Raw genomic sequence first — 21,328 nt, 5'->3', positions numbered from 1 at the left:
ATATTCAGTGAAAAATGTTCGTTCCAAACTAATATTTCCCATATCAATTCCTCAAAAAAAGCAAATCCTAAAATTACAGCAATAAATAAAAAAATTCCGAATGCTGACTGAAACACAGAGAGACTTCATCTTTTATTTTAAGAAACCTCATAGGTTTTAAAAACCTATGAGGTTTAATCAATATTAATAATTACAGATTATACCGAATTTTTAATCCTATATATCCCGGCAACCTCCGGGTTATGCTTGTTTGTAACATTGTATTTTGTAAAGTCGATAATATAATCTGGTTTTTATTAAAGTTTAAAACGTCATTTCCTATGATACTGTACTTCCATTTTTTATTGTAAGTGTACTCTACTTCTACATCTGTTTTCAGGTAGTATGGTGCCTGCGGGGACTTATAGATATAATAATGATTATTAAAATAATATTTAAAATCTTTCTTTATGATACCTTCTGTATTAATAAATAATTCTGTCCTGTTATTAAATTTCTGCGTATTAAAATAAAGGTATTTGCTGTTATTTTCTTACTTTTTCGGCAAGAACACCTCAGCCAGCATACAACGTGCACTTCCGCCCCCGTTGACTTCAATGGTATGTAAATCTGAGTAAATGATCTCACAGTATTTTTCGATGGAGGAAACCTGATTTTCATCTAAAGATTTATAAGCGGTTTCGCTCATGACAAGAAATTTTTCGCCTTCTTTATTCTGCACCTGGAGCATATTTCCTGCAAACTGATGCATCTGGTCTTCCGAAATTTCGATGATCTCTTTTCCTGAATTTTTAATGGTTTCCATCACTTTATTTCTTTCTAGTTCATCATCGATACAGTCTAGACAGATAACCACAAACCGGTCGGCCACACACATCATAACATTGGTATGGTAGATCGGAAGTCTTTCTGAGTCTACAGTCTGAAATGAATGGAAGACCACAGGCGTAAAGCCATATTTTTCGCAGAACTCTCTGAATAATCTCTCATCAAGCCGCAAAGAAACCGAACCGTAGGCTATTTTATGATCGTGATCGAAAATCATGCTTCCTGTTCCTTCAAGAAAATGACCCTGGATCTCAGGGAGAGACCAGTCATCTATTTCCGAAACTTCAAATCCCTGTTCTTTGATGGTTTCAATAATATCTTCTCTTCTTTCCACTCTCCTGTTGGATGCAAACATCGGGTATAAAACCACTTTTCCGTCATTGTGAAAACTCACCCAGTTATTGGGGAAAATAGAATCCGGGGTGTGAGGATCTAAGGTATCTTTGATCGTAATGACATTAATGCCTTTACTTCTCAGTTTTTCAGCAAAAGCTTTAAATTCGGTCAGCGCCTGGAACTGAATGTCAAAACCCTTCTGCTCGACCTGGAAATAATTATTTTTTGCGGTTTCTTCGTTAAAGCCAAATGCGATGGGCTCTATCATTAATACGGTATCTGTTGTCTGCATACTTTTAAGTTTGAGGGTGTTTTTGGGGTTCGAGAGTCTGAATGTTTTAGTGTAAATTATTACTCTTTTTTATTTTGTGAAAAAGAACATCATTTCCGGACTGACTCATCATATTAACCAACATCCCGGTTATTTGATTATAATGAATGTTTAAATTATTCAACTGTTCTTCGTTTATATAGGTACAGGCTAAAGCAAACTGAAGCCAAGTCTGCGGTTCTCTTGCTTCGCGTCCCGAATCTGTGAGTTTTGCTGTTCTTTAGAGAAAGACTTTGAAAGTTCGAAGATGATCATTGCGGTTTTAAAAGATTTTTGATAAACCTTCAAATCCTGATGAAATTTAATGGCTGACATATTTATATTTTTACTGAAATAGAAAAAATATCATTCGAACTCTACAATTCTCCAACACAAAAATGCTCAGATTCAGTTATTCTCTTACCAACGGCATCGTGGAACAACGTAAGAGGCCTCCCATTTTAGATATTTCCCTGTACGGAATTTCTTCTACGGTCATCCCCCACTCGTTTCTGAGATGATTATTCATCCGGGTGAATGTTTTATCGGATACTACAATTTCCGGTGAGATCGAGAAGATATTGGGACACATTTCGAACATTTCTTCGGGAGTCACATGGAAACAGTTTTCTTCGCCAAAGATATCAATAATCAGACGGTAATCGCTCTCATCTACAAACCCGTCTTTATAGATGATACATTTATCTTTTCCAACGGGATTGAAAGTACAGTCTAAATGGAGTATTCCTTCGTACGGAACTTTGTCATTTTTCTTTAATTCAAGATCGATGATTCTTTTTTTAGGAAAGTATTCTTTGAGAATTTCAATCGCATATTCGTTGGTCCTGGCGGTTTTATAATTTCTGTAATCTTCACTGAAACAGGTTCCGATAAACAGAAAATCGTCCCAGACGATGACATCACCACCTTCGATATGTGCCGTTTCCGGAAGATTGATAATTTTTCGCCATGCTACTTTTTCAAAGACTGTCTGGTAGGCGCCCTGTTCGTCTGCTCTGTCTGCGATGACATTGGAAATGATCATTTTGTCGTCGATCACGAAAGCGACATCTCTTGCAAAAACCTGATTATAATCTTTGATGATGCTCGGACGGAGAACTTCGACATCATATTTTTTCAAAACAGCTTCGAAAGCATTCATTTCGGCAATGATATCCTCTTCCTTCGGATAGATATTATTTTCAATGGAATAGTATGATTTGGCATCATAGCTTTCTGCCAGGACAGGCGTTCCGCCCAGTGAATTAGGCTGACCTAAAACCACGGATTTCAGCCTCCCTGTTTCATTTTTAATGTTTAGTTTCATAAAGATTTACGCAATGCTACAAATATAAGTAAAGGACAGTATCCGGGAAACTTTTACTCCATTTTTAGCGCTATAGTTTATGATAATTCTGAAAAATCTGTTTATTGCAGTTTTTTACTAAAGCATATTGAAGAACTAAGCTATTGATTCGCTTAAACACAGGCTTTTTACAGATAATTTTATGCACAACCTATTGTTTGTGAATATTTTATCATTAAAATGAATATGATATTAATTAATATTCATATATTAGTGATATATTTTTCGCTGGAAAATATTTTCTAAACTATTAACAATCAAAACACCAAACGTCATGAACACAAAAAAGACGGTGCTTAAAAATGCACAAAAATTAGGAAGAGAAGAGCAAAAAGCGATCACCGGAGGTGCTGCTGCTGCAAAACGCTGCTGTGAATGGGACTTTGAAACAGGAGCCTGCACGCTGTATACCTGTGACAGATGTCAGTGTCCTTAATCCATCAGAAACAAACCTGCTTCTTTAAGCAGGTTTATTTTTTATATACGGTGACACCGAACTGTCCGATAAATCTTTAATAATTAATGGGCCCACATCGGGCTTTAATAAGTTTCATAGGTCAGAATTTAAGCAATGAGAACATGAATTATTTAAAATTATTCTCTGATCTTCCTCAATGCTTTAACGGAATACCAGACTGCCACTAAACTCAGAATTAACTGGGCCGGAACAAAAGTTCCACGAAATAGTACACTGAATGCACTCGCCTCTTTATAAATATAGGGAACCCATCTTTCTACAGTTTTGTAAAAATACAGATAATAAACGGTAGCTGCTCTGAAAATAAGCAGTGCCATATTAATGAAAAATATGGTTTTAACGGATTGCCTTATTGAGACTAAAAACAGGATGCTAAAACCGAACAAAAAACAGATAATCATTTCCATCTGGTAATAGATAACATTGACCAGATCATACGTGGGATGAAAATCGGCGGGTTTTGTATGCAGCATTTCAAGAAAATCAAATGTTTCGATCAGGAAGATAAGGCCGTACACAAAGTACAAAACGGCATTAATTTGCATTACGCCTCTTAATGAATTTAATTTTTCGTTTTCCATGCTTTAATTTAATTTTTTAAAAATAAAAAAATCCCGGGCAAAACCCAGGATTAATTTTATAGATAGGAGATCTTATCTGTTTACTAAATCGATATAGTCTCTCTTCTGAGCTCCCTGATATACCTGTCTCGGTCTTCCGATCGGGTCTCCTTTCAATCTCATTTCTTTCCATTGAGCAATCCAGCCCGGAAGTCTTCCCAATGCGAACATTACAGTAAACATCTCGGTAGGAATTCCTAACGCTCTGTAGATGATTCCGGAATAGAAATCTACGTTTGGATACAATTTTCTTTCGATGAAATAGTCATCTTCCAATGCTACTTTTTCTAACTGCATGGCGATATCAAGTGCTTTGTCCTGAATACCTAATGCTGCTAATAAATCGTCTGCCGCCTTCTTGATGATTTTTGCTCTCGGGTCGAAGTTTTTGTATACTCTGTGTCCGAATCCCATCAGACGGAAGCTGTCATTTTTATCTTTAGCTTTAGCAACATATTTAGATACATCACCTCCGTCTTTCTCAATTAATTCAAGCATTTCAATAACTGCCTGGTTTGCGCCTCCGTGTAAAGGTCCCCAAAGTGCAGAAATACCTGCTGAAACAGAAGCGAAAAGTCCTGTATGAGCAGAACCTACCATTCTTACCGTAGAAGTAGAACAGTTTTGCTCATGATCAGCATGAAGAATTAATAATTTATCTAAAGCCTGAGTAACCACAGGATTGATCTGGAAGTCTTCATTTGGCAGTCTGAAAGCCATTTTGTAGAAGTTTTCTACATAATTCAGGCTGTTATCTCCATGATTTAATGGAAGACCTAACGTTTTTCTGTACGTCCAGGCCGCAAGATGGGCAAATTTAGCAATAAGCAATTCTGCAGCAAGGTCCATTTCTTCTTTAGAGTTTACATTAACCGCTTTCGGATTGAAGGCTGTTAAAGCAGAAGTCAAAGTAGATAAAACTCCCATTGGGTGAGCAGAACGAGGGAAAGCATCGATGATTTTTTTCATCTCCTCTGCTACGAAATTATATTTTTTGATGTTACCGTTGAAGGTATTGAATTGGTCCTGAGTTGGTAATTCACCGTGTAATAGAAGATACATTACTTCAGTGAAGTTAGACTTATCGGCAATCTGCTCGATAGGATATCCTCTGTAGAATAATTCTCCTTTGTCTCCGTCTAAGTAAGTGATGTCACTAAGTGTAGCCCCGGTGTTTTTATACCCTAAATCTAATGTGATTAAACCTGTCTGGTCTCTTAATTTTGAAATATCGATCCCTCTGTCTCCGATAGTACTATCTACGATAGGATATTCATACGAATTACCTGCGTAATTCAATATTACTTTGTTGTCTGACATTATTTAATTTATTTTTTTCTAAATATACTACTAATTACAAAATACGGCAAACTAAAAATTCGTTTGCCGTTATTTATAAATTCGATTAATTATCTTTTAATTTTGAAAGCTTCCAAGCCCGGGAAAATTGCCGTTTCCCCTAATGCTTCTTCAATTCGAAGCAGCTGATTGTATTTCGCCATTCTGTCTGATCTTGAAGCAGAACCTGTTTTGATCTGTCCACAGTTCATGGCTACTGCAAGGTCCGCAATGGTAGAGTCTTCCGTCTCCCCTGATCTGTGAGACATTACAGACGTAAACTTGTTATGCTGAGCCATCTGTACCGCTGCCATTGTTTCAGAAAGGGAACCGATCTGGTTTACTTTCACAAGAATTGAATTGGCGATCCCTTCTTTTACTCCTCTTGATAATCTTTCAACATTGGTTACGAATAAATCGTCACCAACCAACTGTACTCTGTCTCCGATTTTATCGGTTAACATTTTCCATCCTTCCCAGTCGTTTTCCTGCATTCCGTCTTCGATAGAAATAATAGGATATTTGTCTGCCAACTCTGCAAGATAAGAGACCTGTTCGCTGCTGGTAAACTGAGCGGCATCCGGAGTCTGGAATTTTCTGTAATCGTAAACACCGTCTTTATAGAATTCCGAAGCAGCACAGTCTAAGGCAATCATCACATCATCGCCTGGCTTATAGCCTGCTTTTTCGATAGCCTGAAGTAAGGTATCCAAAGCATCTTCCGTTCCTTTAAAAGTGGGTGCAAAACCTCCTTCATCGCCTACTGCAGTAGAAAGACCTCTTGAGTGAAGAATCGCTTTCAGGTTATGGAAAATCTCAGTTCCTTTTCTCAACGCGTGCGAGAAAGAATCTGCTTTTACCGGCATTACCATAAATTCCTGGAACGCGATCGGTGCATCTGAGTGGGAACCTCCATTGATCACGTTCATCATTGGTACAGGAAGTGTGTTTGCATTTACACCACCTACATATTTGTATAAAGGTAATTTCAATTCATTTGCAGCAGCTTTTGCAGCAGCCAGAGAAACACCAAGGATTGCATTGGCTCCTAAACCTCCTTTGTTGTTGGTTCCGTCCAGATCAATCATAATCTGATCAATCAGGTTCTGGTCAAAAACAGGAAGCCCCACCAATTCAGGTGCGATTACTTCTCTTACATTCTCAACAGCTTTAAGAACTCCTTTCCCCATGTATTCTGAACCACCGTCACGCAACTCAACTGCTTCATGCTCTCCTGTAGACGCTCCCGAAGGTACCGCAGCACGACCCATCGCACCACCTTCTGTGAATACATCTACTTCAACTGTAGGATTCCCTCTTGAATCCAAAATTTGTCTCGCTTCTATGTAAGAAATGTAACTCATTGTTCTTTTTTTTATAGTTCAGACAAATTTAATCAATTTTTAACTTTTATGGGTATTGCAAAGGCAATTTATACGTTTATCCTGAGTTAAATTTTAGTTAATTTTAAAAGCTTTCAGATAATGGATTAAAGGTGCGAAGAAATATTCTCCGCCTGAAGATGCACAAAACTTTTAATATCTATTTCCGTATTCCATCTGCATATCCGAAGTGTTCGATTCCTGCACCTTCCCGGTTTCTTATAATATTTCCGTTTTTTATTTTTGCATTCTGCAATTCTTTTTTGTGTTTTGACGGATCAACAATTTCTCTTCTTTAAGTATTGTCGGATTATCATCTGCTAGAAGTATCATTGCATGAATTTCACCTTGGAAACCGCTTTCCCATTCAGTAGACACGATGTCGTTTATTTTAGCATCTTTCATACTTCCGAAAAAACGGTTTTAAATCTCCGGATGATTTAGATTTTCAAGAAGTGAATATCCTAAAGAAGTTATGTAAAAAGCCATAGAAGGTTCCTCCGGGAATATGATCTTTTTTAAATGCAATATTTTCTTTAAGCTGCTTTTTACAGGAAGCTACTTTACCTCCAAACTCTCTCATCCATTTTTTTAAATCCTCTATTTTATTTTTATCAAATTCAAGAAAAATATGTGACGTAAAATCTGCCATGCCCTTTAAGAATGTTTCCCTGTAAGCTTTCAAACAGATTGTCATAAGACGGGTCATAGATATTGACTGGTTGTCGGTTGTTTAAATTTATCATTATATTGTTATTTTAATGATACGGCGTTAACTTTTGAAAGGTTGTAGGTGATTCCGATGAAATGACCGAATTTAAACTGTTTTACTACGGGAATCTGTCCGCTGGTTCCTAAATTGTAAACGTTTCCTTTTTCAAATCCATCGGCTAAACGATCTACGACTCCCATACTGAGACCACCGGACAGAATCCATCGCTCTTCCCTGCCGAAAATAAGACCTCCCCCGAGAATAACCTGAAATTTTTGATTCTGCGTAAAAATAAACCCAAAATTGATCTGTGGCTGTATCCAGGAATTCATTCTGAAGTTTGTATTGACTGTTGATCCAAAGGCAAAGTCATAACTTCCCTGCTTTTTTAAGGCAATTTGCTTTTGACCCGTACCGCCTTCGACATCTCTGGTTTCATATTCTTCATCATAAAGGCTTGTAAGAAAAACACCGGCACTGATGTCTATTTTAACTCCTCCACTTATCCAGACATTATATTTGCCATAACTTCCATCCTCTTTATTTGTTTTTTTATCCAATCTTTTTATGGTGAATTCCACCGCATCTATGTTTTTTCCCTGGATATCTTTTGGAAGCGTGTAAAAAGTATTTGAAAAAAAGAATTTGCTTTCGAATGATTTCAGCATCGTCTCCGATTTTTCTATACTATAGTTAATAAATTCTTTCGAAGTTTCTTTTTGATCATCTGTTATCGCATCCGAATATTCTACATTTTTTCCCCGTTCCAGACAGGCTTTATATTTTTTAGCTTCATAATGAACATTTTTCAATGTAATGTATAAAGAATCCCTTATCTGAAAAAAGTCGTCGCCAAGAACTTCTTCAGACATACTTTTTAATTCAAACTGATCTATAAATATTTCCAGATGATCCAGCTTTTCCTTTAGTTTTTTACTTTCCACAAAAATCGAAGCATACGTTGCACTGTTATTTTTTACAGAAGGATTTTCGGGACTTATATCAAGTGAAGATAAATGCTGGTTAATAGTGGCTGTATCCATAAAATAAGAAATATTATTATCGTTTATAGTGTACTCATATTTTAGTGGATTTGCATTTTTTAATTGTACTGCCAGCAATTCTCTCGGTTTTATGGAAAGCCATTTTCTTTCACATCGTGAAGAACATTTTTTGGGACCACTCAACGATACTGAATTTTCATTAGGATCAGACACATCAATAATGAGTATTCTGGTTTTTTGCGCATGTAATGCCTGAATCGTAAACAGACAAATAATTATTAAATAAAAAGTTTTCATGGCTGTGATTTTTGTTGTTTATTATTATGTTACAAGTGTTTAACTAATTATTACGAATTCTTAAGCGCATTTCCAACCTTATTAAAAGCATAAGGAATTACTCCGACACCTAAAGACAAAAGAACAGTAAGCAATTCATTTAATTCTGGTTTGGGGATATTCTTGTTGAAATAACTCCACATGTAAAAGGTTATAATGGTACAGGCAAGGCCTACGGAGATTAATCCGCTTATAAATGCTAATAACCTGCTTATACTTTGGGTTTGTTTTGGATTCGCTTCCTCCTCTGAGCTAACTTCATTTTTTTTAAAATTATTAACGTAAGTTCCAGCAGTTATAGGATCTAATTTTGCAACAATCCTCACTGTTTCCTGCGCTTGTTTAGCTTGCTGTTTCTCTACTTCCATAACAACATCTTTATCCAGAAGTAATTCCTTAAGGGTTACCTGATCTCTGCGCAGTTTCCAAAACACCAGAAATAAAATAAGAAAATAAAGAATGACCGGAATAAATGCTATAAATTCTTCGGATGCATTTATTGTTAAGAGTAATGTTTGTGTCTGCATGGTTATTAGTTTTAAAATTTCTACTTCAAAGTTCCCACAAAAACACAGCACTGTCAATTACACAAACGGGTGATTTTCAAAAAAAACAGCACCATTAAAATGATGCTGCTCAATTTTCAGTTGAAAACTATGATAATTCTATTTTAAAAATGAGATGTGTTCCCTGATCTGTAACTACTTTGCAATGGCCTCCCTGCTCCTGCATTCTTCGTTTCATGCTCCGCAGTCCGTTTCCTTCGGATTTTTCATGATGGATGCCTATTCCGTTGTCGGAAATTTTCATTATGAATTTTTCGTGTTCCTGCGCAAACGAGATTATTATCTGATTGCACTTACTGTGTTTGTAGGCATTATTCAGAGCTTCTTTCAGACACAGAAATAAATTTCTTCTCTGTTCGGTGGCAATCACCTTTTCGAAAGCCATATTTCCCTCTTCTATATTCAGGTGAATCTTTGTTTTCTTCAGAAAATGATGGGCATACTGTTTGGAGTACTCTATAAAGCTTCCCAAAGTGTCATTTCCAGAATTCAGGCTCCAGAGCATCTCCCGCATGGAAAGATTCATTTCTTCGGAGGTTTTTAATAAATCGTCAATATCATTTTTTAAATTATCATCCTGAACCATTTGCTTTAGAAACTCGGCCTGAAGTTTTAAGGCTGAAATACCGGCACCAAGGTCATCATGCATGTCGTGGGAAATCCGTTCTCTTTCCTTTTCGAGGAGTTTCTGTTTTTCCAGCTCTTTTTGCAGAAGTTGATTCTGATGCTCGGATTCTTTGAGCTGTTTTTCTTTTAAAAACAGCAGTTGTTTTCTATTGTACATCAAAACAACAAAAATGATAAATCCTGCAAAAAACATCATGATTACAATGGCCAAAATGTAAGTGGTCTTAAATTCTTCAGGAAGTTCTTTCATCTTTCATCAATATTAGACCCAGCAGGAAAAGGAGATACGTTACGATATTCACAATGGTAAAAGCACTGATGACAAAATTTAAAAGCTGGGGATCATTTTTCTGTAAAAAGTACATCGGAATTGCTCTAAAAATAAAAAACACCGACCATATAATTAATCCTGAGCTTATCCAAAACAGAAAATCATCCGTAATCCTGCTTTCATCAACTTTTTTCAATTTGTACAAATACCAGAATACCGAATTGAAAATAAATAAAACAGGAAGGCTAATGATGGGAATAAAATTCAGTTGTTCCACCTGTTCATTATTAAACTTATAGATATTTAAGAGTACAAGCACAGTAATAACGAATATATTAAAAATTCTAAAAATCTTATTTTCAACTTTTAGAAGATATAGTATTCCAAAATATAAAATTGATAATACAATGTATCCGGCAAACAGTATATTTCTGTCAAATTTCAGCAAATAAGGAAAATTCACGGGAATAATATCCACTCCTATTACCAGAAGCAGATATAAAAAAAAATAAAATTGCTGTTTTGATTTTCCCTTCCAGAGCCAAAGATACATCGAATATAAAAAGCTGATCAAAACAACAATTTCATAAATCCTGTTTAAGGGCATTGATTAGGGCATAAAGAATTCATGTCATAATAAGAGAGGTTTTCCACGGGATTCCCATTTTCATCGATGGCATCGAAAATGGCTGTTAACTGATTAGGTACATAATCCTTAGTTTTGATATAGTGTATCGTTTTTTCTTTGTCTTCATTTAAATTTTCGATTTCATCCACAGATCTGATATCTAATGCCTCGGCAAGGAAAATGTCAATATATTGTATTTTTTTTGAGTTATTATTCTGATTATAAAGCGAAATTTTCGCATAATAAGCTAATAGCTCTACTCTGGGTATTCTTATATAATCGGTATTTCCTTGCAGGTTATCCGGAACGCGCGCATCTATAATTTTTTTAACGATGCTTCTGTATTTTGCCGTCAGGGCATCAAAATCTTCTTTCAGTAGTTTTACCTGACTGGTTGCAGAATATATGGTATAATGGTCAAAATTTTCTATACTGTTATTATTACAAGTTGTATAAGCCAGATAAAGCGTTTTATCATACTGTGCAAGTTCCTCGTACCTGCTATTCAGTTCACTGTAGTAATAGATAAAATAGAACCTTATTTCATTGTATTTATCTTCTCCGTCTTCATTGATCCAAAGCATGTCCTCCAGGTTATCGACACTAAGTCTGTAGGGTTGCTTAAATCTGATGTTATTTTCCGTTAATAATCTGGAGGTCTCAGAAAATTTCAGTTTCATGGCTATTGCAGCCTCTTTTGGGATCCGTACCTGCTTTTCTCCTGAGTTTTTTTGTGCAGGGTTCAGATCAGATCCGTTTAAAATTACTTTTTCTTGTTGTGTGGTTTCCATGGTTTTTAGTTTTTAAAATGGTTAAATTTATTAATCGCCTCAACTTTGTTATTGACGTGAAGTTTTCTGTAGATATTTCCGACATGCTTTTTAACAGTGTCGATACTGATGAATATTTTATCACCGATTTCCTTGTAGAGAAGACCTTCTGATAAAAGGTTCAGAACTTCTTTTTCACGGTCTGTCAATTCATCAATATCTTTTACAACGCTGTTCTTTCTTTCGAAATGATTAAGGACCTTCCTGGCAATAGAGGAACTCATGGGTGCGCCTCCATTGTAGACATCACGGATCGATGCAAGAATTTTGTCCATACTTTCGCCTTTGATGAGGTAGCCTGTAGCGCCGGCCTTTAAAGAATTAAAAATTTTTTCATCATCGTCGAAACTGGTACACATGATAAACTGGGTCTCCGGCATTTCCTTTCTCAGTTTATCAATAATTTCTATGCCCAGCATATCCTGCAGCTGGATATCCATCATGACAACATCCGGAGAAATTTCTATAAGATTCTCAATCGCTTCACTGCCATTAAAAAACTGAGCAACAACCTTCATGTCATCCTGATAATTGATGACCTTTTTTAAGGCGTTGTTATAATTTTTTTCGTCTTCTACTATGACTATGGAAATGCTCATGCTCTTTGTTTGAAACAAATGTCGCCAGAAAACAAGGCAGAATCAATTACCCGTTTGTGTAATTTTAAAGTCCTGAGTCCATGGCAGTGTTTATTTTAGTTTTATTAAATTTAATAATTTCTCATCAAAACAGAATATTTTTAGTCATATTTTAAATTAATTCTGCTTAACAACTAATCAAAAGCGCTATAATAATGAAATTAATCATTCCTTATTTTATTAAATCTTGAATAATCTATAAATAAATTGTTAGAACGGACATTGAAATATCTGCTAAAATGTCCATATTTGTGAGGCATAATTTTTGTAAAAATAAAGAGCAAAAATCAGGCTTAACCTTAAAAAAAAGAATCATGAAAAAAATTGTAATCGTGCTGAACCTGCTGTTCGTATTATTAGTTGTCAGCTGTAAAAAATCTACTGAAAGCGGAAACAAAAGCATTATTAAAACCGACTCTGCCGAAACGATGGTTGTTGATAACAATGGGAAAATAGATTCATCATCAATGCATTCATCGACGACTAATATCGATGGAAAAAAGAATGAAAAAACAGATTTTGTTTACAAGGCAACCGACGGAACACTGGTAAAAGTGGTTTTTGCCAATACTCCGACAGAAAATACGGTAGCCATTACCAGTAATAAGAAAACCTTTACCCTGGAAAAAAAGGAAACAAAAGAAGGTGAAACGATTTATAAGAAAGACGATATGACCGCAAGAGTAAAAGGGGACAGTATCCATCTTGAGCAGGGGAACAATGTTATTGAATTGAAAAAGACTAAAATTTAAAATAAAAATTTCCCTTTCAAATTGTAAGGGACATTCAGTTTGGATCATAAAAAAACCGTTCAGAAATCTGAACGGTTTTTATTTTAGTTTTTAATAACTTTTTCCAGGTAAGTTTTGTCAGCTGAAATAAATTTTACAAAATAATTTCCATTATGTAAGTCTGAAATATCTATTGAATTTGAGGTTGGGTTCTGTATATTTTTAAAAACTCTACCTGAAATATCAAATACAGTGATATTTTTTATTTCATCTTTACTATCGAAAAATAATGTTGAAGAAGAAGGATTAGGATAAATCTTTATTTTATTCGTATTCACTTCCAGCTTAGGATCATTTGTAGAGAGATTCCCGGTTACAAAATCCAGTATATAGAAACCGGAATATCCCACGGCCACCATATAATTTCTTGCAAAAGTTACTTTATTAATCAAACTTCCGGGCGTAAGTAATAATTGTGTGTTTATGATTTTTTGCCATGAAGATCCATAATTCAGCGTCTTATACACATTTTTATCACCATCTACAGCATATCCAAGACCATCTGAAAAAATATCATAATCTTTAAAGCTCAGCATTTGCGATGGCACCTGAGTCCAGGCACTTCCCAAATTAGTGGTGTAATATTTCCCTATATACACTTTTGAATTTCCGACTACAATATTTCTGGCATCAAGTATTGCTCCGGGATAAGTGGTATCAGTCCAGGTTAATCCGCCATCTGTTGTTTTTTTAACTTTATCCCGGTTTACAAGAAAGCCCACATTATTATCCACAAACTTCAGTGCAGAAACTTCCCATTCAACATTTACCGGAGGAGTCCATCCATTTGCTGCAGAATACGTTGAAATATATCCCGTATAAGAATTGGCATTAGTTCCTAAATTAGCAATCGCAAAATCTCCATTAGGCTTCATTGCCGGAATGGTTAACCTTAAATTTGGTGAAAGAGCTTCAGTCCATGTCAATCCATTATCATTTGTTTTCCAAAACTGGGATGTACTTCTTCCTATGGCGATACCTTTACCATCCGGGTTTATACTCATAGCTCCTGCAGGAAAATTATTTTTTACTGCTTCCCAGGAATATCCTTTATCTAAAGAAAAATAATTAAAAGGTACAATCGTTAAATTATCACCTGCATAAGCCTGTTGATAATTAGCCCAATAAATCCACTTCATGTTTAAAGGAGTCCAGGTCAACAGATCTGTACTTTTAAAAATCGTGTGACGCAAGGTGCTGCTTCCAGATTCATTATTAGTTCCCGCAAGAATGAAATTCGGATGAATCGAAAGGCTTGTAAAAACGTGAAAGGAAGAGGGATACATATCACCCGAATCTGTCCACGATTCTCCAGTTGCAGTTCTGTAAAATTTATTTGGATTTCCTATAGCAATATATTGGTTGTTGTATAATTTTATATCGTTTAAAGTGCCTACCCCTGCAGCCTCCGTCCAGGTATTTCCGCCATCTAAGGTGTATAACGGATTACCGCCGTATCGGGTCGCAATCCCATTCATTGAATCTTTAAAAATGATCTTTCTGAACTCTACGGAACTTGTATTTACTTTTGTCCACGTTTGTCCTCCATCTGTTGTTTTAAAAATAAAGCTGTCTCCGATGGTAGAATCCGAAACACAAAATCCTGTATTGGCATCGGTAAAGTACACACTTGTAATTTTATCCTGATATACCGTTGGGACAAGATAACTCGTCCATGTTGCTCCGCCATTGGTAGACTTATGCATTCTGCTGTTTCCCGAGCTTACAAATATTATATTATCATTCAATACAAAAATCGATTGGGTACTTCCCGTAAAAGGATAGGAGACTCCGGGTGTGGAAAACTTAGAATCTGTAACCCTAAAATCGGGTCCGATCACAGCGTATCCCTTATTGTTGTAGATGGTAAAATCATATACGGACTTTCCATTATCATTGATCTGTCTCCAAGTTTTACCGTTGTTTTCAGTGATAATCAGATCATAATTGCTATTGCTTTTTTTGGCAAGGTAGCTTCCGTCTGGCAGGGTTTCCATTTTCATAACGTCTTCCTGACGTAAAAAAGGGGAAACAAGCTGCCAGTCTAAGTTTTGAGTCTGGGCAAAATTGAAAATACAAACCTGTATTAAAATTAAAAATAAAATTTTCTTCATGGTTAAAATAGTTTTAAAAAGAAAAGGGACATGTAAAAATACAAGCCCCTTTAATTATTTGAAGTATATAAAATATATTATTCTTCAGTTTTTTCCTCTGTAGAATCAGCTGCTTCTGCCTTAGGCTCTTCAACTTTTTCTTCTGCTTTAGGAGCTTCAGCTACTACAGCTTCTTTCTTAGCTGCTGTTGCTCTTCTGCTTCTTCTTGTCGCTTTTTTCTCTTCAGCATTAGGATTATAAAGCTCGTTGAAATCTACCAATTCGATAAGAGCAGTATCAGCAGCATCACCTGGTCTGAAACCTGTCTTAATGATTCTTGTATAACCACCGTTTCTCTCAGCGATTTTAGGAGCTACAGTTCTGAACAATTCAGCAACTGCTTCTTTATTTTGAAGATATGAAAAAACAATTCTTCTGTTGTGTGTAGTATCTTCTTTTGCTTTTGTTAATAGAGGTTCAACATATACTCTCAAAGCTTTAGCTTTAGCTACAGTAGTGTTGATTCTTTTATGCTCAATTAGAGAACAAGCCATATTAGAAAGTAAAGCACTTCTGTGAGAAGCCGTTCTTCCTAAGTGATTGAATTTTTTACCGTGTCTCATTATTAATTATTTATCAGCGTCTAACTTATATTTTGCAACGTCGAAACCGAAGTTAAGACCTTTTGAATGCACTAATTCTTCTAGTTCTGTCAAAGATTTTTTACCAAAATTTCTGAATTTCATCAAATCAGACTTACTGTAAGAAACCAATTCTCCAAGCGTTTCTACTTCAGCCGCTTTCAGACAGTTCAGGGCTCTTACGGAAAGATCCATATCTGCTAATTTAGACTTAAGGAGTTGTCTTGTATGAAGTGTTTCTTCATCGTACTGGATCGATGCTTTTACTGCTTCTGTTTCAAGCGTGATTCTCTCATCGGAGAACAGCATGAAGTGATAAATTAATATCTTCGAAGCTTCAGTTAAAGCATTTTGAGGGCTGATAGATCCATCAGTCTCTATATCTAATACAAGTTTTTCGTAGTCTGTTTTTTGCTCTACACGGTAATTTTCAATACTATACTGTACTTTCTTAATGGGTGTAAAAATAGAGTCAATAGCAATAGTACCTACCGGTGCATTGTTTGACTTATTTTGTTCTGAAGGAACATATCCTCTACCTTTTTCAATATTGAAGGTAATTTCGAAAGTTACATCACTGTTCAGGTTACAAATAACCAACTCAGGATTCAAGATCTCAAATCCGTTGATTGATTTACCTAAATCTCCAGCAGTAATAACGTTTTGACCCGAAACTTTGGCAATCACCTGCTCATTCGTCTGGTTTTCTGCCGTAGCTTTTAATCTTACCTGTTTAAGGTTAAGAATAATTTCGGTAACGTCTTCGATTACTCCCGGAATAGTTGAAAATTCGTGCTCTACACCTTCTATTTTGATAGATGAAATAGCGTATCCTTCCAGAGAAGAAAGCAACACTCTTCTCAAAGCATTACCGATTGTAAGCCCGAAACCTGGTTCTAGAGGTCTGAATTCGAATTGACCTTTAAATTCATCAGAGTTAAGTAAAATTACTTTATCGGGTTTTATGAATTGTAAAATTGCCATATTATTGGGTTGAGCAAAAATTTGATTAAAAAATTATTTAGAGTAAAGTTCGACGATAAGCTGTTCCTTGATCTCCTCCGGAATCTGGATTCTGTCTGGAGCAGAAACGAAAGTACCTTCTTTCTTCTCATCGTTGAATTGTAACCACTCATAGTTTGCTTTACCAGCTAATGCATTGGTAACCACATCAAGAGACTTAGACTTTTCTCTTACAGCGATTACATCACCAGCTTTAAGCAAATAAGATGGAATGTTTACCAGCTCTCCGTTCACAGTGATGTGTCTGTGAGAAACCAATTGTCTAGCACCAGCTCTGGTTTTAGCAAAACCTAATCTGTATACTACGTTATCCAATCTTGACTCGCAAAGTTGCAAAAGAACTTCACCAGTTACCCCTTTACTTCTGTGTGCTTTATCAAATAGGTTAGCAAACTGTCTTTCTAAAATACCGTACGTATATTTAGCTTTTTGTTTTTCGGCTAACTGAACTGCATATTCTGATTTTTTAGCACCTCTTCTTTTGTTAGGACCGTGTTGTCCTGGCGGTTGGTTTTTTCTTTTTTCGAAGTTTTTATCATCTCCGTAGATTGCAGCACCAAACTTTCTAGCAATCTTAGTTTTAGGTCCAATATATCTTGCCATTATTTTAGATTTTAGATTCTAGATTTTAGATTTTAGATTTTAAAAAATGTGAAATCACATTTAAAATTTAAAATTCAAAATTTAAAATTATAGATTATACTCTTCTTCTTTTTGGTGGTCTACAACCGTTGTGTGGCATAGGCGTCACGTCAACGATTTCTGAAACTTCAATTCCTGAATTGTGAATCGTTCTGATAGCAGATTCTCTACCAGCACCAGGACCTTTCACAAACACCTTTACTCTTCTTAAACCTGCTTCGTGAGCTACATTAGAGCAATTTTCTGCTGCCATTTGAGCAGCGAAAGGAGTATTCTTTTTAGAACCTCTGAATCCCATTTTACCGGCAGAAGCCCAAGAGATTACCTCTCCGTTTTTATTTGTTAAAGAAATGATGATGTTATTGAAAGAAGCCTGAATATGAGCTTCACCAATAGCTTCAACTTTTACTTTTCTTTTTTTAACTACTTTAGTTTGTTTTGCCATAATTCCTAACGATTATTTACTAGCTTTTTTCTTGTTAGCAACAGTTTTTCTCTTTCCTTTACGGGTTCTAGAGTTGTTTTTCGTTCTCTGGCCTCTTAAAGGTAATCCAAGTCTGTGACGTATTCCTCGTTGGCATCCTATGTCCATCAATCTCTTGATGTTCAATTGCACTTCAGATCTAAGCTCTCCTTCTACTTTTACGTTTTCTGAGATATAATTTCTGATTGCAGCCAATTCATCGTCATTCCATTCGTTGACTTTCTTGTCTTCGCTGATACCGGCAGCTTTAAGGATTTCAGAAGAAGTACTTCTTCCAACTCCGTAGATGTAAGTTAAACCGATAACGCCTCTTTTGTTTTTTGGTAAATCAATACCTGAAATTCTCGCCATAATTTAATTTTAGCCTTGTCTTTGTTTAAATTTTGGGTTTTTCTTGTTGATTACAAACAGTACACCTTTTCTGCGTACGATTTTGCAATCAGCACTTCTTTTTTTAATTGATGCTCTTACTTTCATTTTGAAAATATTTATTTTTTTAACTGCCAATAAAATCTTTCGATTTCATTCTGATAGTATTTATTTTTTAACAAGAGCCAAATGAAATAAATATTCCATTTGGCATTTGTTTAGTATCTGAATGTAATTCTCCCTTTTGATAAATCATACGGGGACATTTCTAATTTTACCTTATCACCAGGTAAAAGTTTAATATAGTGCATTCTCATTTTACCAGAAATATGAGCGATAAGGATATGCCCATTTTCCAGTTCTACACGGAACTGAGCGTTCGAAAGTGCTTCCGTAATAACGCCGTCTTGTTCAATATGTTTTTGTTTCGCCATAAATTAATATCCAGTCGTTCTTGATAATTTAGACTGCATTAAGCCATCATAATGATGGTTCAGCAGATAAGTATTAATCTGTTGAACAGTATCTAAAATTACTCCAACCATAATCAATAATGATGTTCCCCCGAAAAATAGGGCGAACGCATCTGTCTGAACAAAGCTTCCATGCACAATTGCCGGAAGGACTGCAAAGATAGATAAAAATATTGCACCTGGCAAGGTAATTTTTGATAAAATATCATCTAAATAATCAGCGGTTTCTTTCCCGGGTCTTACTTTCGGTACTAAACCTCCGTTTCTCTTCAAATCATCAGCCATTTGGTTTACCGGAATGGTAATCGCAGTATAGAAAAATGAGAAGATAATAATTAATAGCGCAAACAATACATTGTATTGCCAGCTAAAAACATTCTTGAAACCTGCAAGAAAAGTGTTTGATTCATCGAATTTCGTTAATAATCCAGGAACGAACATCAATGCCTGGGCAAAGATAATCGGCATTACACCTGCAGCATTTACTTTCAATGGGATCCACTGTCTTGCTCCTTGCATAAGATTTCTGTTTACACCTCCTCTTGCTTGAGCTCTGCTTACATACTGGATCGGGATTTTTCTGACAGCAACAGATAATACTACTGCTAAAAGAACTACCAACATCCAGAAAATTACTTCAATAAGGATCATGATAGATCCCATTCCTCCTTTTCCGTTCTGCACGGCCATTTCCTGTACAAATGCTTCCGGAAGTCTGGATAAAATACCGACCATAATAAGGATGGAAATACCATTTCCGATTCCTTTATCAGTAATTTTTTCACCCAGCCACATGGCAAATACAGATCCTGCAACAAGTATTACAATACTTGGTAACCAGAACATAATAGAATTTGGCTCTACATAATATGCAGAAGAGAATTGAGCATATGGTAAGAATAATTGAGTAATAGAAGTTAAGTAAGAAGGCGCCTGTACTAAACAGACTCCGATCGTTAACCATCTTGTAATTTGGTTCAATGTATTTCTACCTGACTCTCCATCTTTCTGAAGTTTCTGAAGATAAGGGATTGCCATCCCCATCAACTGAACAATAATAGAAGCAGAAATATAAGGCATGATTCCTAACGCCATCACGGAAGCATGACTGAATGCCCCTCCCGTAAACGACGAAAGCAAGCCAAGGAGACCTGCTCCTTGCTTGTTACCGCCCTGACTTTTATAATGCTCTAAGAGATCTCCTACTTCCGCAAGGTTAATTGCCGGAAGAGAGATATAAGATGCGAATCTATACACAAGGATAATTCCTAAAGTAAAGATAATTTTATCTCTAAGTTCTTTAAGACTCCAAATATTTTTAAGTGTTTGTATAAATTCTTTCATTAGTAATTATTATAAGGTAATTGCTTGTCCACCTGCTTTCGTGATAAGCTCTTCAGCAGATTTAGTGAATTTGTCAGCAGAGATCGAAACCGCAGATTTCAATTCTCCTCTACCCATAATTTTCACTAATTCGTTTTTAGTAATTAAACCGTTCTCAATCATAACTTCTCTTGTAATATCTCCAGTGATAGATTTATTTTCGATTAAAGTCTGAATGGTATCCAGGTTAATTCCTCTAAACTCTTTTCTGTTTATGTTTTTGAATCCGAATTTAGGTAATCTTCTTTGTAAAGGCATCTGACCTCCTTCAAAACCGATTTTCTGAGAATAACCGGCTCTTGCTTTCTGTCCTTTATGTCCTTTCGTAGCAGTACCTCCTTTTCCACTACCTTGTCCTCTACCAATTCTTTTTGAATTGAAAGTAGATCCTGCAGCAGGTTTTATGTTATTTAAATTCATTTTAATTTCTTTTTTAAAAATTATTTTTGAACTTCAAGTAAATGACTAACTGCAGCTATCATTCCTAAGATAGAAGGAGTAGCTTCGTGTTCTACAACTTGGTGAAGTTTCTTTAATCCTAATGCTTCAAGCGTTCTCTTTTGGGTTTTTGTTCTACCAATAGCGCTTCTTACTTGTTTTACTTTAATTGTTGCCATTGTTTATCTATTAACCGTTAAACACTTTACTTAGAGAAACTCCTCTCATTCTTGCAATTTCTTCTGGTCTTCTGATATCTAACAATGCTTTGAAAGTCGCCTTTACCACATTGTGAGGGTTTGAAGATCCTTTAGATTTTGAAAGGATATCATGAACTCCAGCAGACTCAAGTACCGCTCTTACCGCACCACCGGCAATCAATCCTGTACCGTGAGAAGCAGGTCTCAAGAAGATATCTGCACCACCGTATCTGGCAGAAGTCTGGTGAGGAATGGTGTGGTTCATTACAGGAACTTTTACCAAGTTTTTCTTAGCATCTTCTACTGCCTTAGCAATAGCAGAAGCTACTTCCTTAGACTTTCCTAAACCAAACCCGATAGTACCGGCTTCGTCTCCTACTACAACGATTGCAGAAAATCCGAAAGCTCTACCTCCTTTTGTTACTTTTGTTACTCTGTTAACAGCTACGAGACGATCTTTAAGTTCTAATCCTCCCGGTTTTACTCTTTCTATATTATCTAGTCCTAACATATTTTCCGAA

27 protein-coding genes and 1 pseudogene are annotated in these 21,328 nt (G+C 35.8%); 2 read left to right on the top strand and 26 right to left on the bottom strand.

The genetic code is table 11. The features are described from left to right. Positions 1-532: 532 nt before the first annotated feature. The 4 genes and pseudogenes from ctlX to ODZ84_RS16475 form a co-directional block, all read right to left on the bottom strand. Positions 533-1,456, bottom strand: a complete 924-nt coding sequence (gene ctlX, locus ODZ84_RS16490) for a citrulline utilization hydrolase CtlX (protein ID WP_266173495.1) — start codon at positions 1,454-1,456, stop codon at positions 533-535. A 46-nt stretch (positions 1,457-1,502) separates the two neighbouring features. Further along, positions 1,503-1,649, bottom strand: a pseudogene (locus ODZ84_RS23465) (four helix bundle protein); the annotation flags it as partial. Further along, a complete protein-coding gene (locus ODZ84_RS16480; RefSeq protein WP_266173494.1) occupies positions 1,646-1,810 on the bottom strand; it encodes a four helix bundle protein in 165 nt (54 codons plus the stop codon). The gene ODZ84_RS16480 and the pseudogene ODZ84_RS23465, both read right to left, overlap by 4 nt. A 76-nt stretch (positions 1,811-1,886) precedes the next feature. Further along, positions 1,887-2,801 (bottom strand): dimethylarginine dimethylaminohydrolase family protein, encoded by a 915-nt coding sequence (locus ODZ84_RS16475; protein ID WP_266173493.1) that lies wholly within the window; start codon positions 2,799-2,801, stop codon positions 1,887-1,889. Between the two features lie 313 nt (positions 2,802-3,114). On the opposite strand from ODZ84_RS16475, the gene ODZ84_RS16470 reads away from it, so the two are divergent. Beyond that, positions 3,115-3,276 carry a hypothetical protein gene (locus tag ODZ84_RS16470; RefSeq protein ID WP_266173492.1) on the top strand — a complete coding sequence of 54 codons (162 nt, stop codon included), beginning with the start codon at positions 3,115-3,117 and terminating at the stop codon, positions 3,274-3,276. Positions 3,277-3,434: 158 nt separating this feature from the next. Here ODZ84_RS16470 and ODZ84_RS16465 read toward each other — a convergent pair whose 3' ends face one another. The 10 genes from ODZ84_RS16465 to ODZ84_RS16420 all read right to left on the bottom strand — a co-directional run bounded on the left by ODZ84_RS16465 (position 3,435) and on the right by ODZ84_RS16420 (position 12,231). Next, positions 3,435-3,899: a hypothetical protein gene (locus ODZ84_RS16465; RefSeq protein ID WP_266173491.1), complete on the bottom strand. Its 465-nt coding sequence runs from the start codon at positions 3,897-3,899 to the stop codon at positions 3,435-3,437. A gap of 72 nt (positions 3,900-3,971) precedes the next feature. Next, positions 3,972-5,258 carry a citrate synthase gene (locus tag ODZ84_RS16460; RefSeq protein WP_266173490.1) on the bottom strand — a complete coding sequence of 429 codons (1,287 nt, stop codon included), beginning with the start codon at positions 5,256-5,258 and terminating at the stop codon, positions 3,972-3,974. An 89-nt stretch (positions 5,259-5,347) separates the two neighbouring features. Beyond that, positions 5,348-6,640 carry a phosphopyruvate hydratase gene (eno, locus tag ODZ84_RS16455; protein WP_266173489.1) on the bottom strand — a complete coding sequence of 431 codons (1,293 nt, stop codon included), beginning with the start codon at positions 6,638-6,640 and terminating at the stop codon, positions 5,348-5,350. 466 nt (positions 6,641-7,106) lie between these two features. After that, the gene (locus ODZ84_RS16450) at positions 7,107-7,355 is read right to left on the bottom strand and encodes a hypothetical protein (RefSeq protein WP_266173488.1); all 249 of its coding nucleotides are present in this window, start codon (positions 7,353-7,355) and stop codon (positions 7,107-7,109) included. Positions 7,356-7,411: 56 nt separating this feature from the next. Then, positions 7,412-8,671, bottom strand: coding sequence for a hypothetical protein (locus ODZ84_RS16445; RefSeq protein WP_266173487.1), 1,260 nt, complete (start codon positions 8,669-8,671; stop codon positions 7,412-7,414). Between the two features lie 50 nt (positions 8,672-8,721). Next, a complete protein-coding gene (locus ODZ84_RS16440; protein WP_266173486.1) occupies positions 8,722-9,237 on the bottom strand; it encodes a hypothetical protein in 516 nt (171 codons plus the stop codon). Between the two features lie 127 nt (positions 9,238-9,364). Then, positions 9,365-10,153, bottom strand: coding sequence for a sensor histidine kinase (locus ODZ84_RS16435; RefSeq protein ID WP_266173485.1), 789 nt, complete (start codon positions 10,151-10,153; stop codon positions 9,365-9,367). Beyond that, positions 10,137-10,451, bottom strand: a complete 315-nt coding sequence (locus ODZ84_RS16430; protein ID WP_266173484.1) for a hypothetical protein — start codon at positions 10,449-10,451, stop codon at positions 10,137-10,139. The genes ODZ84_RS16435 and ODZ84_RS16430 overlap by 17 nt, the downstream gene beginning before the upstream one ends. A 320-nt stretch (positions 10,452-10,771) precedes the next feature. After that, positions 10,772-11,593, bottom strand: a complete 822-nt coding sequence (locus tag ODZ84_RS16425; protein WP_266173483.1) for a hypothetical protein — start codon at positions 11,591-11,593, stop codon at positions 10,772-10,774. A 5-nt stretch (positions 11,594-11,598) separates the two neighbouring features. Next, a complete protein-coding gene (locus ODZ84_RS16420; RefSeq protein WP_266173482.1) occupies positions 11,599-12,231 on the bottom strand; it encodes a response regulator in 633 nt (210 codons plus the stop codon). A 353-nt stretch (positions 12,232-12,584) separates the two neighbouring features. Between ODZ84_RS16420 and ODZ84_RS16415 the strand changes: the two genes are divergently transcribed. Next, a complete protein-coding gene (locus ODZ84_RS16415) occupies positions 12,585-13,022 on the top strand; it encodes a hypothetical protein (RefSeq protein ID WP_266173481.1) in 438 nt (145 codons plus the stop codon). A gap of 83 nt (positions 13,023-13,105) precedes the next feature. Here the strand turns inward: ODZ84_RS16415 and ODZ84_RS16410 are convergent, their stop codons facing one another. The 12 genes from ODZ84_RS16410 to rpsE form a co-directional block, all read right to left on the bottom strand. Then, complete coding sequence (locus ODZ84_RS16410; RefSeq protein ID WP_266173480.1) at positions 13,106-15,175, bottom strand: T9SS type A sorting domain-containing protein; 2,070 nt, start codon at positions 15,173-15,175, stop codon at positions 13,106-13,108. 77 nt (positions 15,176-15,252) lie between these two features. Then, the gene (gene rplQ, locus ODZ84_RS16405; protein WP_266173479.1) at positions 15,253-15,777 is read right to left on the bottom strand and encodes a 50S ribosomal protein L17; all 525 of its coding nucleotides are present in this window, start codon (positions 15,775-15,777) and stop codon (positions 15,253-15,255) included. Positions 15,778-15,783: 6 nt separating this feature from the next. Beyond that, positions 15,784-16,779 (bottom strand): DNA-directed RNA polymerase subunit alpha, encoded by a 996-nt coding sequence (locus ODZ84_RS16400; protein ID WP_266173478.1) that lies wholly within the window; start codon positions 16,777-16,779, stop codon positions 15,784-15,786. Between the two features lie 33 nt (positions 16,780-16,812). Beyond that, entirely contained in the window at positions 16,813-17,421 is a 609-nt protein-coding gene (gene rpsD / locus ODZ84_RS16395) for a 30S ribosomal protein S4 (protein ID WP_266173477.1), read from the bottom strand. 94 nt (positions 17,422-17,515) lie between these two features. Beyond that, a complete protein-coding gene (rpsK, locus tag ODZ84_RS16390; protein WP_259110854.1) occupies positions 17,516-17,905 on the bottom strand; it encodes a 30S ribosomal protein S11 in 390 nt (129 codons plus the stop codon). A gap of 12 nt (positions 17,906-17,917) precedes the next feature. Next, positions 17,918-18,295, bottom strand: a complete 378-nt coding sequence (gene rpsM / locus ODZ84_RS16385; RefSeq protein ID WP_266173476.1) for a 30S ribosomal protein S13 — start codon at positions 18,293-18,295, stop codon at positions 17,918-17,920. 9 nt (positions 18,296-18,304) lie between these two features. Next, positions 18,305-18,421 (bottom strand): 50S ribosomal protein L36, encoded by a 117-nt coding sequence (rpmJ, locus tag ODZ84_RS23460; RefSeq protein ID WP_007839480.1) that lies wholly within the window; start codon positions 18,419-18,421, stop codon positions 18,305-18,307. A gap of 110 nt (positions 18,422-18,531) precedes the next feature. Next, positions 18,532-18,747: a translation initiation factor IF-1 gene (gene infA / locus ODZ84_RS16375; RefSeq protein WP_027381317.1), complete on the bottom strand. Its 216-nt coding sequence runs from the start codon at positions 18,745-18,747 to the stop codon at positions 18,532-18,534. A 3-nt stretch (positions 18,748-18,750) separates the two neighbouring features. Next, the gene (gene secY / locus ODZ84_RS16370) at positions 18,751-20,130 is read right to left on the bottom strand and encodes a preprotein translocase subunit SecY (protein ID WP_266173475.1); all 1,380 of its coding nucleotides are present in this window, start codon (positions 20,128-20,130) and stop codon (positions 18,751-18,753) included. A gap of 9 nt (positions 20,131-20,139) precedes the next feature. Continuing rightward, positions 20,140-20,589: a 50S ribosomal protein L15 gene (gene rplO, locus ODZ84_RS16365; protein ID WP_266173474.1), complete on the bottom strand. Its 450-nt coding sequence runs from the start codon at positions 20,587-20,589 to the stop codon at positions 20,140-20,142. Between the two features lie 20 nt (positions 20,590-20,609). Then, positions 20,610-20,786, bottom strand: a complete 177-nt coding sequence (gene rpmD / locus ODZ84_RS16360; RefSeq protein WP_029297759.1) for a 50S ribosomal protein L30 — start codon at positions 20,784-20,786, stop codon at positions 20,610-20,612. Between the two features lie 10 nt (positions 20,787-20,796). Then, entirely contained in the window at positions 20,797-21,318 is a 522-nt protein-coding gene (rpsE, locus tag ODZ84_RS16355) for a 30S ribosomal protein S5 (protein ID WP_149246717.1), read from the bottom strand. Positions 21,319-21,328 lie beyond the last annotated feature (10 nt).

This window comes from Chryseobacterium fluminis (genome assembly GCF_026314945.1).
Lineage (GTDB): Bacteria > Bacteroidota > Bacteroidia > Flavobacteriales > Weeksellaceae > Chryseobacterium > Chryseobacterium fluminis.
This window is presented reverse-complemented; position numbering and strand designations above follow the sequence as displayed.

Excerpts from the sequence above, each read along its gene's own strand:
- ctlX (WP_266173495.1), bottom strand. The coding sequence starts at position 1,456 with ATGCAGACAACAGATACCGTATTAATGATAGAGCCCATCGCATTTGGC.
- ODZ84_RS16415 (WP_266173481.1), top strand. The coding sequence starts at position 12,585 with ATGAAAAAAATTGTAATCGTGCTGAACCTGCTGTTCGTATTATTAGTT.
- ODZ84_RS16450 (WP_266173488.1), bottom strand. The coding sequence starts at position 7,355 with ATGACAATCTGTTTGAAAGCTTACAGGGAAACATTCTTAAAGGGCATG.
- ODZ84_RS16425 (WP_266173483.1), bottom strand. The coding sequence starts at position 11,593 with ATGGAAACCACACAACAAGAAAAAGTAATTTTAAACGGATCTGATCTG.
- ODZ84_RS16435 (WP_266173485.1), bottom strand. The coding sequence starts at position 10,153 with ATGAAAGAACTTCCTGAAGAATTTAAGACCACTTACATTTTGGCCATT.
- secY (WP_266173475.1), bottom strand. The coding sequence starts at position 20,130 with ATGAAAGAATTTATACAAACACTTAAAAATATTTGGAGTCTTAAAGAA.
- rpsK (WP_259110854.1), bottom strand. The coding sequence starts at position 17,905 with ATGGCAAAACAAACTAAAGTAGTTAAAAAAAGAAAAGTAAAAGTTGAA.
- ODZ84_RS16445 (WP_266173487.1), bottom strand. The coding sequence starts at position 8,671 with ATGAAAACTTTTTATTTAATAATTATTTGTCTGTTTACGATTCAGGCA.
- rplO (WP_266173474.1), bottom strand. The coding sequence starts at position 20,589 with ATGAATTTAAATAACATAAAACCTGCTGCAGGATCTACTTTCAATTCA.
- ODZ84_RS16460 (WP_266173490.1), bottom strand. The coding sequence starts at position 5,258 with ATGTCAGACAACAAAGTAATATTGAATTACGCAGGTAATTCGTATGAA.
- rpsM (WP_266173476.1), bottom strand. The coding sequence starts at position 18,295 with ATGGCGAGAATTTCAGGTATTGATTTACCAAAAAACAAAAGAGGCGTT.
- rpsE (WP_149246717.1), bottom strand. The coding sequence starts at position 21,318 with ATGTTAGGACTAGATAATATAGAAAGAGTAAAACCGGGAGGATTAGAA.
- ODZ84_RS16475 (WP_266173493.1), bottom strand. The coding sequence starts at position 2,801 with ATGAAACTAAACATTAAAAATGAAACAGGGAGGCTGAAATCCGTGGTT.
- ODZ84_RS16420 (WP_266173482.1), bottom strand. The coding sequence starts at position 12,231 with ATGAGCATTTCCATAGTCATAGTAGAAGACGAAAAAAATTATAACAAC.
- ODZ84_RS16440 (WP_266173486.1), bottom strand. The coding sequence starts at position 9,237 with ATGCAGACACAAACATTACTCTTAACAATAAATGCATCCGAAGAATTT.
- ODZ84_RS16400 (WP_266173478.1), bottom strand. The coding sequence starts at position 16,779 with ATGGCAATTTTACAATTCATAAAACCCGATAAAGTAATTTTACTTAAC.
- ODZ84_RS16465 (WP_266173491.1), bottom strand. The coding sequence starts at position 3,899 with ATGGAAAACGAAAAATTAAATTCATTAAGAGGCGTAATGCAAATTAAT.
- rpmJ (WP_007839480.1), bottom strand. The coding sequence starts at position 18,421 with ATGAAAGTAAGAGCATCAATTAAAAAAAGAAGTGCTGATTGCAAAATC.
- rpsD (WP_266173477.1), bottom strand. The coding sequence starts at position 17,421 with ATGGCAAGATATATTGGACCTAAAACTAAGATTGCTAGAAAGTTTGGT.
- rplQ (WP_266173479.1), bottom strand. The coding sequence starts at position 15,777 with ATGAGACACGGTAAAAAATTCAATCACTTAGGAAGAACGGCTTCTCAC.
- infA (WP_027381317.1), bottom strand. The coding sequence starts at position 18,747 with ATGGCGAAACAAAAACATATTGAACAAGACGGCGTTATTACGGAAGCA.
- ODZ84_RS16470 (WP_266173492.1), top strand. The coding sequence starts at position 3,115 with ATGAACACAAAAAAGACGGTGCTTAAAAATGCACAAAAATTAGGAAGA.
- eno (WP_266173489.1), bottom strand. The coding sequence starts at position 6,640 with ATGAGTTACATTTCTTACATAGAAGCGAGACAAATTTTGGATTCAAGA.
- ODZ84_RS16480 (WP_266173494.1), bottom strand. The coding sequence starts at position 1,810 with ATGTCAGCCATTAAATTTCATCAGGATTTGAAGGTTTATCAAAAATCT.
- rpmD (WP_029297759.1), bottom strand. The coding sequence starts at position 20,786 with ATGGCAACAATTAAAGTAAAACAAGTAAGAAGCGCTATTGGTAGAACA.
- ODZ84_RS16410 (WP_266173480.1), bottom strand. The coding sequence starts at position 15,175 with ATGAAGAAAATTTTATTTTTAATTTTAATACAGGTTTGTATTTTCAAT.